Below are 13,479 nucleotides of genomic sequence, written 5' to 3' on the forward strand. Positions count from 1 at the left end.
TATTTTTATAGCAAAACTTCGTTCATGAGCATATCTTCATAACTTTCCCTTTTGCATATTAACTTAGCTTTTCCATCATTGACTAAAACAACTGCTGCTTTAGGAATCTTATTATAATTATTACTCATGGAATAGCCATAAGCTCCAGTAGTAGCTACAACTAAAATATCACCACTCTCTGCCTTCGCCATGCTTATATCATTTAAAAGTATGTCTCCAGATTCACAGCACTTACCTGATACAGTAACCGTTTCTTTTGAATTTCTAAATTTATCTGCAATTTCACATTCATATTCGGCCTTATAAAGAGAAGGTCTTATATTATCAGTCATACCACCATCTACGGATACATATTTTCTTATTCCTGGTATTTCTTTTATAGAACCTACAGTATAAATAGTTGTTCCTGCATTTCCTATTATAGATCTACCAGGCTCTATTATGAGCTTTGGAAGTTTTATATTAAATTCGTCAGCACTTCTTTGAGCTTCTTCTAATATGGCATTACAAAAATCTTCAGTTGATTTTGGTTTATCTCCTTCTTTATAGTAAATTCCAAAGCCACCACCTAAATCAAGCTCTTTTATTTCATAATTCAACTCATCTTTAATAGTCTTAACAAATTTAAGCATAACCTTCGTTTCTTCTTCATAAGGTCCTATTTCAAAAATTTGAGAACCTATATGTGCATGAATACCTACAAGCTCTACATTTTTAAATTTTAGAACTTCTTTAACAGCTTTGAGTGCATCTCCATTAGCTAAAGTAAATCCAAACTTAGAATCGATTTGTCCTGTTTTTATATACTCATGTGTATGTGCTTCTATTCCAGGAGTTATTCTAAGAAATACTTTTTGAACCTTACCCATTCTTTCAGCTATTTCATTTACTTTTTCTATTTCATAAAAATTATCTGCTACAAATCTTCCTACGTTTAATTTTATCCCCATTTCCATTTCATCTATTGTTTTATTATTTCCATGAAATAAAATATTATTCATATTAAATCCAGCTTTGTAAGCGGTATAAAGTTCTCCCCCTGAAACTACATCTAGACTAAGCCCCTCTTCACTAACAATTTGACACATTGCAATAGGTAAAAATGCCTTACCAGCATATGCAACTCTATTTCCATCTTTTTCTGCCTTAAAATTTTTATAATATCTTCTACAATTTTCCCTCACTAATTGTTCATCAATTACATAAAGAGGCGTACCATAGTCTTTTGCAAGTTTCTTACAACTTATGCCCCCTATATATAACTCATTACTTTCAACATTCATACTTCCAAATAATTTCAAATAAAACACCTCTTTATTTTTTTATATAAAAATAAACGGCAAAGGAACACCCTTGCCGTCTTAACTGCAATCTTGTGTACCTTGTAGCGCTCCACTTACCTAATGACAATTAAGTGACAACCCTTCACATATTTTGTGAAAAGCCAGCGAATAAATTTGCCAATTTATTTGCTTCGGCTAAAAGTCCCTTTCACTGCTTATCATAATTTGCCAACTCCAAACAGTTACTCTTAACTTAAAGCACCTCTACAAAAGGTCTATTTCTATTGTTTTTAATTCTACCACACAATGCATAAATATACAATACGTTTTTTTAACTTCATTCATAATCTAATAATATTGCGAAGTAATAGTATTTTGAAACATTAAATAAAAATCATAAGACTAAGCTTCAAATTATAAAAATACTAATAAATTTTAATAACTCGCTGAAAAAAAGCTCAGACAAATTAAAATTTCTAAGTCTTTTTATAATTTGAAGCAAGTCTTATTGACTTTTATTTAAATCGTTCCCAAAATACTATTTACTTCGCTTAAAATAAAAGCAAGGTGAATTTTTCTCCGCTTCCCTGCGAAAAATAGTATAGACATCAAACTAACTCTATGTAATTGATGTCCAAAATTCCGTAGGTACGGAGGAATTTTTTCCTTGCTTTACTCCTAAATCTAAATAACAGTGCTTTGTAACATTAAAAAAGCTCTAATAAATAATGTTACAAAGCATTGTTATTTAGATTCGTTTACAAATTGAAAAATTCTTCAAATGATTTTTCTACATAAACATGATCTGAAACTCCGCACAATTCTCTTATTGAATGCATAGCCAAAAGTGCAGTACCAATATCCACAGTTCTTATTGCAGTGTGAGTAGAAGTTATAGGTCCTATGGTACTTCCACCTCTTTCATCTGATCTATTTGTGAACTTTTGACATGGTACTCCTGCCATTTTGCATATTTCATCATATACACCTATTGAGCTACTATCTGAGGTATACTTTTGAGCAGCACTTATTTTTATAACTGGTCCTTCATTTATATGTGGTCTTAAAACTGGATCTGCTTTTTCTCCTTTATTAGGATGTACTGCATGTGCAGAATCTGCTGATATCATAAAGGATTTATAAAGAGCTCTAAAAAAGTCTTCCCTATCTCCTCCAAATGCTAAAACAATTCTCTCTAAGGTATCAGATAAAAACTGAGAATCAGCTCCTTGTTTAGTTGCACTTCCAATTTCCTCATTATCAAAGCATGCTAAAACATTAGTGGATTCGGAAGTTTTAGCATTTATCATAGCCGTAAGACCAGCATGCACCATTTCCATGTCATCAAGTCTACTGCTGGATATAAATTCATTATTTACTCCCATAATGCATCCCTTGTCATACTCATACAGGAACAGATCAAAATCAAGTATATCAGAAACATCAACCTGAAGTTCATTTGCAATAATTTTAAGAAGATAGTTTTCCTTTTCAAACTTTTCACTTATAAGCCCCAAAATTGGTAAAGTATCAATTTGAGGATTGATATTTACACCACTATTTACACTTCTATTCATATGTATGGCTAAATTAGGAATTATAATTAAAGGTCTTTTTATATTAATTAATTTTGTTTGCGGAAAAAGTACATTGTTGCCCTTTATCATAACCCTTCCAGCTATAGAAAGTGGTCTATCAAACCATGTATTTAATATTGGTCCACCATATACCTCTGTGTTTAACTTTATATATGAATTTTCAGAAATAATTTCCGGATTTGGTTTTATCCTAAACGTAGGTGAATCCGTATGTGCCCCTACTATTTTGAATCCTTTTTTAGCTATTAAACCACTTCCTACGTTAAAAGCAATTACAGCTGAGTCATTTCTTTTAACAAAATATTTTCCATTTTTATTAAGCTCCCACTTATTCTCCTCACTTAGTTCAGTAAAACCACTATCTTTTAGTGTTTTTTCAATATTTCTAACTGAGTGAAATGGTGATGGACTATCATATATAAAATCTATTAGTTCCTTGGCAAATTTAATTTCATTTTGCATTAGTTGTTCCTCCAATTATAAATATTTAACTCAACTTATGAATTAGCCAAATATTCATTAAAAATCAAGACCTTAAAGCTAATTTTTGTATGCTAAAGTTGAGTTTATAATTCTACATTTTATAGTATACAAAACTTATTTATTTTTTTCCAGTAAATTATTAATAGAAGAATAATAAGCCTTAAGCCAAACCTCATATACAATTACAATTTTATTTTGAACTCATCAAAGTCAAATACTCCATTACCTTGCCTTAACATGTTTCTGTCTTTAATGTTTTGAAATGCTTCCTTTACTCTATATATAAAATCAACTTGTATACTTATTTCATTATGTCCTGGCAATAATTTTGATATACCTTTAAGCCTACTAATTTTATCAACTGATTCTTTAAAAAGCACAGGATCTGTAGTTGGATAAAAGGCATATAAAGTTCCCTTATAAATTAAATCTCCCGTGTATAGATATCCTCTATCCTCTTCAAAAAGGCAAATATGTCCTGGAGAATGTCCTGGCGTATGTATAACTCTTATCTTTCTTGATCCAATATCTATTATATCGTTATCATTTAATATTCTACTTGGATTTCCTGTATAAATTTTATAATTGTTAATATTAAACTCAGCTGGAGACTGTTTAGTAAAAGGGCGAGCCATAATATTTTTCTTAACAACGTTAAGAGGTATACCTATACCGTTTTTCAACCAATCTGCTTCATCTTTATAAACATAAATAGTATTAAATAAATCATGACCACCTATATGATCCCAATGAATATGAGTAGTAACCACTATTATAGGCAAATCCGTTAACTTTTGAACTTTCTTTTTTATATTTCCAATTCCCAACCCCGTGTCAATTAAAAGAGCATTGTTTTTGCCTATAAGTAAATAAGAGTGAGCTTTTTCCCAATGTCCATATTCACTTATAGCATAAGTTTCATTGTCTATTTTCTCAATCGTAAACCACTCATTATCATTTGAATTTTTAATTTCAGTATAACTCATTTTATCCTCCAATTTAAATTTTATCTTTCTTTTTTTATGTTATATAGGGAAGATTAAAATCAGAGCTATTATTTAATATTCTAGAACATATTTAAATAAAATTGGTTGAATTTCTGGATATGTAAGTTTTTCTGGCATATAATCAAATAGTTTAATTTCTCCAATTTCAAAATCAGGAAGTTTTCCAAGTTCTTCAATTTGTGCATAATATACTCTACCATAATCCTGTGACTGTCCGTCATTTTTTACAGAATAATCGCATACAGGTTTTATTGTGAATTTAATCGCTCCAGTTTCTTCTTTAAGTTCTCTTTCTGCCGTCTTATCAATATCCTCATTTAATTCTCTATGTCCACCTGGAATTTCCCACGTTTCTCTCTTTTTATGTTTTGCATATACAAATTTTCCATTAAATTTTGAAACTATAACCGCAAATTTTAATTCTTCATCTTTAATAATTCCTAAATTATATACTTCAGTTTTCAATTAAAATCATCACCCTTACTTTATGGTCTGGCTTACCAATATAAATTTGTTATTAACAATTTCAATCTCCCACGTTCTATATTAATATTATATCATTTGCCATAATTTTATATAAAAAAATTCTAGGATATACAAATTTAACTTTAAATTTATATATCCTAGAAACTTTTATAATAAAAATGTTTATCTTTAGTGATTGCAATGATGATTACACATTACATTTTTATCTTCCAATTTACCATTAATATAACTTTCCATAACATCCTTGCATTCACCTTGAGCTCCTCTTATAACTTTAAAACCTTTGCTTTTTAAAGCTTCAAGCGCACCCATTCCTATTCCTCCAGTTATAACTACATCTACATTATGTTTAACAAGTAAATCTGCAAGGCCTTCATGCTGATGTGCAAGCTGATCTGTAGATACTTCCTCCATTTTTTCAACTTTGCTATTTTCTATTGTTCCAATTATAAAACTTTTACTTTTACCAAAATGGTGATTTAATTCAGTTCCATTATTAGGTATTGCTATTTTCATTTAAATCTCCTCCAATACATTTATTATTTTTGCACTTCTTATGGCACACCTTACGACAAAAATCACTTTTTTTGCTGCACATGACTTTATTTGAACCACATACCGGACACACACTTTTATCTTCTTCATACTTTATTTCATAAACATTGCCACAAGCTATACATTTAAACTTACACAAATTTCTAGTATAATTTCCACCACTTATATTTATTGCTTTTCCCTCCGTAAGTGCTAAAGCAACTTTTTTTCTTGCACTATCTATTATATTTTGGAAGGTTTGCCTTGAAACATGCATTTTTTCCGCACACTCTTCTTGATTTAGTTCTTCTATATCCTTAAGTCTCATAGCTTCAAGTTCTTCAACCTTTATAAGTATTTCATGGAGTTCACATTTCCTTATTCCCTCTGGCACAAAATATGTATATTTCGGCAAGCTTTCAACTTTCCTAAATTTAATTGGCCTTGGCACTTAAATCCCTCCTTAAAATATAATTGGCATTTGCCATTATTATATATTTAAATTTAGTTATTGTCAAATGCCAATTACTTAATTAAATATATTTAACCGCAATACAAAAGAAATAATAATGTTAATACCACTATTGGTAAGATATGATATAATATATTTGATTTGCAATTTTCAATTATGCTTTTAAAAGTATAGGGAGTGAACGCAATGCTTGTAAAATTTATAGTTTCAAAATTTATAAAAGATTATAGCAATATAGATAATAAAAAAGTTAGAGAAAATTATGGAATCCTCAGCAGTATAATGGGCCTCATAATAAACTCTATTCTTTTTATAATAGAACTTACTATTGGTATTTTAATAAATAGTATAGCTGTAATAGCCGATTCTTTTCATAATCTTGCAGATGTAAGTGCTTCAGTTATAACACTTATAGGGTTTAAATTATCAAATAAACCAGCAGATAAAAAACATCCTTTTGGTCATGGCAGAATAGAATATCTATCTTCGCTATTAATATCTGCAATAATAATTCTTGTTGGTGTTGAATTCGTTAAAACTTCATTTTCAAGAATTTTAAAACCAGAAGCAGTTAATTTTAATATGATTTCATTTATAATAATTTTAATTGCAATACCTCTTAAATTATGGTTAAGTTATTTTAATAAAACCATCGGGAAAGAAATCGATTCCTCAGCTCTAAAAGCTTCAGGTGCTGATGCTTTAAACGATGTTTACATACTTTCAAGTGTAATCTTATCACTTTTAGTATCTGTTTTTTCTACAATATCTATAGATGGATATGTTGGTATTTTCATAGGTGCAATGATAATCTGGTCTGGTGTATCATCAATGCGAGAAACTATTGATCCACTACTAGGTCAAGCTCCTGATCCTGCTCTCGTAAAGGCCATAAAGAAAATGGCACTTGAATGTGATGTGATTTTAGGTATACACGATTTAATTATACACAATTATGGACCAGGCAGAATTATGATTTCTTTCCATGCTGAAGTTCCATACAATATTCCAATTATGACTTTACATAGTAAAATAGATGAAGTCGAAAACAAGATTTCTGAAACTTTAGGAATATTTGTAGTAGTTCATATGGATCCTCTGTTAATTGGATCTCCTGAAGTTGATGAAGCCAAAAAATACGTATCAAAAATATTAAAAAATGATTTTCCAGCTGTAGGTTCATTTCATGATTTTAGAATAGTCGGAAGCGGCGAGGACAAAAAATTAATTTTTGATGTAGTAGTTCCTTTTGATAAAAAAATAACGCCTGAAAAATTTGATGATTTAGTCGATGCTATAAAAAATGACATACAAAAAGAACACCCTCATTACAACTGCGTAATTACAGTAGACAGAGACTATACCGGCGCATAACGAAGTAATAATATTATGGAACATTAAATAAAACTCATAAGTCTAAGCCCCAAATTATAAAAATACTAAGGAATTTTAATAACTCGACTTTGGTCTCAAACAAATTAAAATTTCTAAGTCTTTTTATAATTTGGGGCAAGACTTATTGAGTTTTATTTAAATCGTTTCCATAATATTATTACTTCGTTTAATTTAATAAAAGCAATGATGATTTTCTTCTGCTTTGCTCCCGAAAATCTAGGATCAAGAGCTTTCCCCCATTATTATATATATATACTATTATCCTACCTTATCAACCATTAGCATTCTTCAAATATAAAATGCTATATCACATAAACAAAGCGCCTAATCTTGATGTATTTTCAGCTCTACTTATCCACAATTCTCGCAGGATTTCACTATGCTGTTAGATTATCTAGTATATTTTTTGTAACTACACTTCCATCACCAATTACACAACTATCTCCAATTTTTACTCCATGAGATACAAAATAGCACATACTCTTCACTATCTTTTCTCATTTACAAGCTTAACTTTACTATAATTAAGCCATCTCCAGCAGTAAACCACAATACTCCACAAAAATATGTAATTAAATCAAGTACATGTCCATGTGGTAGAAATGTTTTGAAAAGTATACTTACTATTAAAAGGCCTGAAACAGAAATAATGACTTTTATTAGGTTCTTACACACACTGGTTTTAGGATTGAATTTTATGTACTTATTTTCTATATTGTATCCAATTACAAAACCAATTATGGCTCCTAATTCCTTGTATAACTTAGAATCATTAATATACACTGTAATTACAATCATTGGCAAAATAATAAAGAGAAACACAATTAAGTTCTTTTTATATCCATCATATTGAAATATCCTATTCAAAACTATTACACAAATTATTCCAAATACAAATCCTCCCACAACATCAACAGGTCTATGCACTCCTAAATATAATCTAGAAAGTGCAACTAAAACTATCATAACAGCCCCAACTATATATACAATCATCTTTTTCAAACGTTTCATAAGGGAGCACCAAAAAACAGCAGCTCCCTGGGTATGTCCACTTGGGAATGAGTATCCGTCTGCTGTCTGAAGTCTAAGAGAACGCACCCCTGGAGTTCCTATTGGCCTTTTGACTTTAAAAATACATTTTACAAAATAATTAATAGTGCTGCTAAATAATAATGTTACAGCCATTAAGTACCCAAGCTTTTTATCAATACATAAATACACTATCCCTATAAATATAATTATGAAGTATTCCTCCGCAGTCATTGTTATAGCTTGTGCTAATTTATCTAAAAAAGGATTAGAGAATTGCTGCAAAAACTTTATTGTAGTTATATTAAATTGTGCAGTTAAAATATTAAGTAACAATCTTCAATCCTCCATCCTATTTATAAAAATTAACGCTCTATAAGTTCTCTTACTTCCATTTTGCTTACTAAATCATCTAGTTCATTAAAAGCTTTTGCCATAGCCTTTTGTTTTCCTATATCAGCTGTATCTACTCCTTCAACAAGTAGTTTCTCAAATTTTTTTATTCCTACATATTTAAAAATATCATGAAGATAATTTATTCCATGATTTAGCTTCCATGAAATTATTTTGGGATACGCTCCTCCAGAAGACTGTACACAAAGCATACTTCTCTCTTTATCATTTAAAAGACCATGAGCCTCATCCTCAGAAATTTTAATAGACTTACCGTTTTGCATAATACAATCAATGTACATTTTAAGTCTTGGTGGAAAAAGAGAACTCCACATTGGATACGCAATGACATACACATCTGCACTTATAAACTCACTGCAAAGCTCATTTATTTTATCTACAGCTTTTTTATCATTTTCATCTAGAGAATCATAATCTTTTCCAGATACAATATCTCCTTTTTCCTTAAAATACTTATGATTAAGTTCAGGAATATATTCATTGCATATATCTCTTTCAATGAGTTGATATTCAGGATACTTTCTCATAAATCTGTTTACAAATTCTCTTCCAACAGTTTTGCTTACAGATATATTTTCAGGCTTACTATTTACGGAAATATACAATAATTTCTTCATCAAAAAACACCTCCAGAATTATTTTTACCGTTCAAAATAAAAATTATTCTAGAGGAATATTTTATAAGACACAATGTTAGAACTTTAATTCGTTATATTTAGTTAATCTTCAAATTTTTCCGGCAGAATGATGTCATGCAGCCTATGAAGCGCTCTAGTTGCCATTACATATAAAGTCCTATCTTCTTTTTCTCGCTTACCTCTATCTACAATAATTACGCCATCAAACTCAAGTCCTTTAGCAAAATATGAAGGCATAACAGTCTCTCCACCAGTATAAATTTGGTTTTCCTTATCTATTATATTTACATGTATCTTCGTTTTTAGAAGTTTACCACAGTATTCTGTATCAGTCATATTTTCACAAACTATACCTATAGTTTCAAGTCCTTCTTTTTTCATCTTAGATATTTCATCAGCTACTGTATCTATAAATTGTTCCTTGCTACTAACATAGGTTCTCTCAACCTTATCACCGCTTCTAACCATTGGAACTGAGCTGTCTTCATTTATAAAATCATTAGCATATTTCATTATTTCTGCTGTAGACCTATAACTTTTATTCAATTTAAACATTTCAACAGGAATATCATCAAATATACTATCTATTTCTTCCATTGCAAGTTTATCTTGAAATTTAGGTATAAGTCTTTGATTAGTATCGCCAACCACAGTCATCCCAAGACATTTTGTTAATTTCCTTATTATAATAAACTGTAATTTACTATAATCTTGAGCTTCATCTATTACAACATGCTTTATTTCATGTTCAAATTTTAAACCATCTAACCTTATCTTTATATATATTAGAGGTGCTAAATCGTCTATTGTATACATTTTGTCACCATTAATCTTTTTATATACCTCTAAAATATTCATATTATCAAGCCATGTCAATTCTTTTTTAGTTTCCATAAGTTTCTTTATAGTTTCACGTATTTTCAACTTTCTCTGGAAAATAAGTTCATTTCCCTTTACATTAAGTTCTTCTTTAGAACAATTTTTGACTGCTTCTTCATAATCCTTTTGTATTTTTCTAAATATTTCATCTCTTATATCCTTAAGCTTTCCAAAGATTATTCTTCTTATCTTGTTATTTCTTCTATAAAGGGACATATATCCATAATAATCAGTAAAAAGTTCCATCACTTCTTCACGGCTTAAGGCCTTTCTATCTCCATAAAAAACATCTTTTATATTATTTTTATAGCTTTCTTCTACTTCAGAAATAAGTTTATTAAGAACCTCTATGTATCTATCAGAAGTTTTATACTTAATGTCTTCTATAAACTCACTATTATTTTGCAGAATTTTCTCCATATAATTTTTAGTACTCATAACATCATAAGTATCTAGTGGAAGCATCTCAAGGGCAAAATCCAAAAAAGTTTCCTGCCTTACATTTTCTTCTCCAAGGCTTGGAAGTACATTCTTTATATATTCCATAAACACAGGATTTGGTCCTATAATTAAAACTTTGTCCTGAAGTATATTCCTGTAATTATATAAAAGATATGCAACCCTATGAAGAGCTATAGTGGTCTTTCCACTTCCTGCAACTCCATTTACAACCGAAATTTTATTTCTTCCCTGTCTTATTATATTGTCCTGCTCTGACTGTATTGTCATTATAATATCACGAAGCTTATCGCCTGAGTTCTTGCTGAGAACCATTTGAAGTATTTCATCCTTAACATCTACTTCTGAATCAAAAAAGCCTTGAAGTATACCTTTTTTTATTACATACTGCCTTTTTTTATCTATATTAACCTCTACCTCACCCATAGGTGCCTTATACTTAGCTTTGCCTAAAGAAGAAGTATAAAAAATTGATGCTATGGGAGCTCTCCAATCAACTATAAGAGGTTCATAGCTGTCTACTGGCGTTACACCAAATCTACCAATATATATTGTGTCTTTAGCTTCATCATTTTCATCAAAATCAATTCTTCCAAAGTAAGGTGATCCCAATAAAACATTCATTTCCTTAAGCTTTTTGTATATTATTTTATAAGTTTCTTCTTTTACATAAGTTTCATGATCAAAGTAGTCTATTACCTTATCTTCATCATCCTCGTAATCTTCTACTTTCCTCTCTCTCTCTTTAACTATGTACTCAGAAATTTCTTTTTTCTTATTTACACACTGAATTATTTCCCTATTTATAATATCAAGAACACCTTTTAATTTTAAGGATTCCTTTTCATATTCTTCAACTTTATTTTTTTCTTCTACTATTCTGTTAATTTCTGTGTTTCTGTTTCCTCGCTCATCATTTCTTTCCACGCCGAACTCTCCTTTACAATTTTCATAAATTCATCCCCACTTAATGTTTCTTTTTCAAGAAGAATTTCTGCAATATTATCAAGAAGTTCCCTATTAGTCTGCAAAATATCTTTTGCCTTATTATGTGCTTCTTTTATTATTCTTAATACTTCTTTATCAGCTTCATATTCAACCTCATTGCTGCAATTTTTAACCGGTCTTCCATCTAAGTACCTATTGCCTGCTGATTCAAGTGCCATCATATCGAATTTATCAGTCATTCCATATATTGTGACCATATTTCTAGCTGTTTGTGTAGCCTTTTCTATATCATTAGATGCTCCTGTAGAAATAGTTCCAAAAACAACTTCTTCTGAAGACCTTCCACCGAGCATAACACATATTTGATCTGACATCTCTTCCTTAGTTACTAAATACTTCTCTTCTTCTGGAAGCTGCATAGTATATCCCAAGGCTCCCATTGTTGTAGGTATAATCGTTATTTTATGTACTGGATTTGTATGTCTTAAAAGAGCAGCTACAAGTGCATGACCAACTTCATGATATGCAACAGTTTTCTTATCCTGATCTGATAATATTTTATCTTTTTTCTCCTTGCCTGCAACTATAACTTCAACTGCCTCATCTAAATCTTCCTGTATAACTTTACTTCTGCCCCTCTTTACAGCTAAAAGTGCAGCTTCATTTACTATATTAGCAAGATCTGCTCCAACTGCACCTGAAGTTGCCTTAGCAATATCTTCAAGAGATATATCCTCGGACATTTTTACATCTTTAGAGTGAACTTTAAGAATTGCCTCTCTACCTTTTAGGTCAGGTCTATCAACAATAACTCTTCTATCAAATCTGCCAGGTCTTAAGAGAGCTTTATCAAGTACTTCTGGTCTATTAGTTGCAGCTAAAATTACAACTCCCTTTGACGAATCAAAACCATCCATCTCAGCCAAAAGTTGATTTAAAGTCTGTTCTCTCTCATCATTTGAGCCACCAACTGCGCTTTCCCTACTTTTACCTATTGCATCTATTTCATCTATAAATATTATGCATGGTGCCTTTTCTTGAGCCTGCTCAAATAAGTCTCTTACCCTTGCAGCTCCCATTCCTACAAACATTTCAACAAAATCAGAACCCGACATTGAAAAAAATGGTACTTTAGCTTCTCCTGCTACTGCTTTAGCTAAAAGGGTTTTACCTGTTCCTGGCGGTCCAACTAAAAGTGCTCCTTTAGGCAGTTTAGCACCTATCTCAGTATATTTATTAGGATTATGAAGAAAGTCTACAATCTCAATTAAAGATTCTTTGGCTTCCTCCTGACCCGCAACATCATCAAAGGTTTTCCCGGTTTCATTTTCAGCATAAAGCTTTGCATTATTTTTGCCAAATGACATGACACCGCCGCCAAATTTTTTATCAAGCTTTCCAAATAATATTTTCCCCAAAAATGTCAATAAAATTATTGGCAAAATCCAATTAATAACAAAACTTTTTATAGGATCATCATTCTGTATTTGAGGCTTAATTTCTGCCCCAGAATCTTTAAGCTCATTCTTTAAATCTGAATCGTCTATTCTTCCAGTATAAAGAATCTTTTTCTGATATCCTGCATTATCCTTAGGTACTATCACTATTTTCTGCTGCGACACGTTAACCTGCGAAATCTTTTTTGCCTTAAGTAAATCAAGAAATTTGTTATAACTTATTTCTTCTGTTCTTATAGAGGATGCCGCATAATTAAACAATAAAACGAAAACTATCACACCTAATGTATAATAAATGGCATATTTAAATTTTTTATCTTTAAAATCTTTATTATCAAACATCCCACTTCCTCCTTGCTTGTTATACTATAATAACACAATTTACGTCCAAAAGTTA

11 protein-coding genes and 1 riboswitch are annotated in these 13,479 nt (G+C 30.5%); of the genes, 1 reads left to right on the plus strand and 10 read right to left on the minus strand.

Going from position 1 to position 13,479, the window contains the following annotated elements:
- Positions 1 to 5 precede the first annotated feature (5 nt).
- From lysA to BEE63_RS06710, 6 genes are all read right to left on the minus strand, one after another.
- The gene (gene lysA / locus BEE63_RS06685; protein WP_066020643.1) at positions 6 to 1,301 is read right to left on the minus strand and encodes a diaminopimelate decarboxylase; all 1,296 of its coding nucleotides are present in this window, start codon (positions 1,299 to 1,301) and stop codon (positions 6 to 8) included.
- Positions 1,302 to 1,377: 76 nt separating this feature from the next.
- Positions 1,378 to 1,558: riboswitch (Lysine riboswitch) on the minus strand.
- Positions 1,559 to 2,041: 483 nt separating this feature from the next.
- Positions 2,042 to 3,343 carry a M18 family aminopeptidase gene (locus tag BEE63_RS06690; RefSeq protein ID WP_066020644.1) on the minus strand — a complete coding sequence of 434 codons (1,302 nt, stop codon included), beginning with the start codon at positions 3,341 to 3,343 and terminating at the stop codon, positions 2,042 to 2,044.
- A 203-nt stretch (positions 3,344 to 3,546) separates the two neighbouring features.
- Complete coding sequence (locus tag BEE63_RS06695; protein ID WP_066020645.1) at positions 3,547 to 4,350, minus strand: MBL fold metallo-hydrolase; 804 nt, start codon at positions 4,348 to 4,350, stop codon at positions 3,547 to 3,549.
- Positions 4,351 to 4,422: 72 nt separating this feature from the next.
- The gene (locus tag BEE63_RS06700) at positions 4,423 to 4,836 is read right to left on the minus strand and encodes an NUDIX hydrolase (RefSeq protein WP_066020646.1); all 414 of its coding nucleotides are present in this window, start codon (positions 4,834 to 4,836) and stop codon (positions 4,423 to 4,425) included.
- A gap of 189 nt (positions 4,837 to 5,025) precedes the next feature.
- The gene (locus BEE63_RS06705; protein WP_066020647.1) at positions 5,026 to 5,373 is read right to left on the minus strand and encodes a NifB/NifX family molybdenum-iron cluster-binding protein; all 348 of its coding nucleotides are present in this window, start codon (positions 5,371 to 5,373) and stop codon (positions 5,026 to 5,028) included.
- Positions 5,354 to 5,842, minus strand: a complete 489-nt coding sequence (locus BEE63_RS06710) for a DUF134 domain-containing protein (RefSeq protein ID WP_066020648.1) — start codon at positions 5,840 to 5,842, stop codon at positions 5,354 to 5,356. Before BEE63_RS06710 ends, BEE63_RS06705 begins: the two co-directional genes overlap by 20 nt.
- Before the next feature lie 207 nt (positions 5,843 to 6,049).
- Between BEE63_RS06710 and BEE63_RS06715 the strand changes: the two genes are divergently transcribed.
- The gene (locus BEE63_RS06715) at positions 6,050 to 7,237 is read left to right on the plus strand and encodes a cation diffusion facilitator family transporter (protein ID WP_066020649.1); all 1,188 of its coding nucleotides are present in this window, start codon (positions 6,050 to 6,052) and stop codon (positions 7,235 to 7,237) included.
- Positions 7,238 to 7,759: 522 nt separating this feature from the next.
- On the opposite strand, the gene BEE63_RS06720 is transcribed toward BEE63_RS06715, so the two are convergent.
- The 4 genes from BEE63_RS06720 to ftsH form a co-directional block, all read right to left on the minus strand.
- Positions 7,760 to 8,623: a phosphatase PAP2 family protein gene (locus tag BEE63_RS06720; RefSeq protein ID WP_066020650.1), complete on the minus strand. Its 864-nt coding sequence runs from the start codon at positions 8,621 to 8,623 to the stop codon at positions 7,760 to 7,762.
- Positions 8,624 to 8,652: 29 nt separating this feature from the next.
- Positions 8,653 to 9,318 (minus strand): FMN-dependent NADH-azoreductase, encoded by a 666-nt coding sequence (locus BEE63_RS06725; protein WP_066020651.1) that lies wholly within the window; start codon positions 9,316 to 9,318, stop codon positions 8,653 to 8,655.
- 102 nt (positions 9,319 to 9,420) lie between these two features.
- On the minus strand, positions 9,421 to 11,604 hold the full coding sequence (locus BEE63_RS06730) for a HelD family protein (RefSeq protein WP_066020652.1): 2,184 nt from the start codon (positions 11,602 to 11,604) through the stop codon (positions 9,421 to 9,423).
- Positions 11,553 to 13,424 carry an ATP-dependent zinc metalloprotease FtsH gene (gene ftsH / locus BEE63_RS06735; RefSeq protein ID WP_066020653.1) on the minus strand — a complete coding sequence of 624 codons (1,872 nt, stop codon included), beginning with the start codon at positions 13,422 to 13,424 and terminating at the stop codon, positions 11,553 to 11,555. The genes BEE63_RS06730 and ftsH overlap by 52 nt, the downstream gene beginning before the upstream one ends.
- Positions 13,425 to 13,479: the final 55 nt, after the last annotated feature.

The organism is Clostridium pasteurianum, assembly GCF_001705235.1.
Taxonomy (GTDB): Bacteria; Bacillota; Clostridia; order Clostridiales; family Clostridiaceae; genus Clostridium_S; species Clostridium_S pasteurianum_A.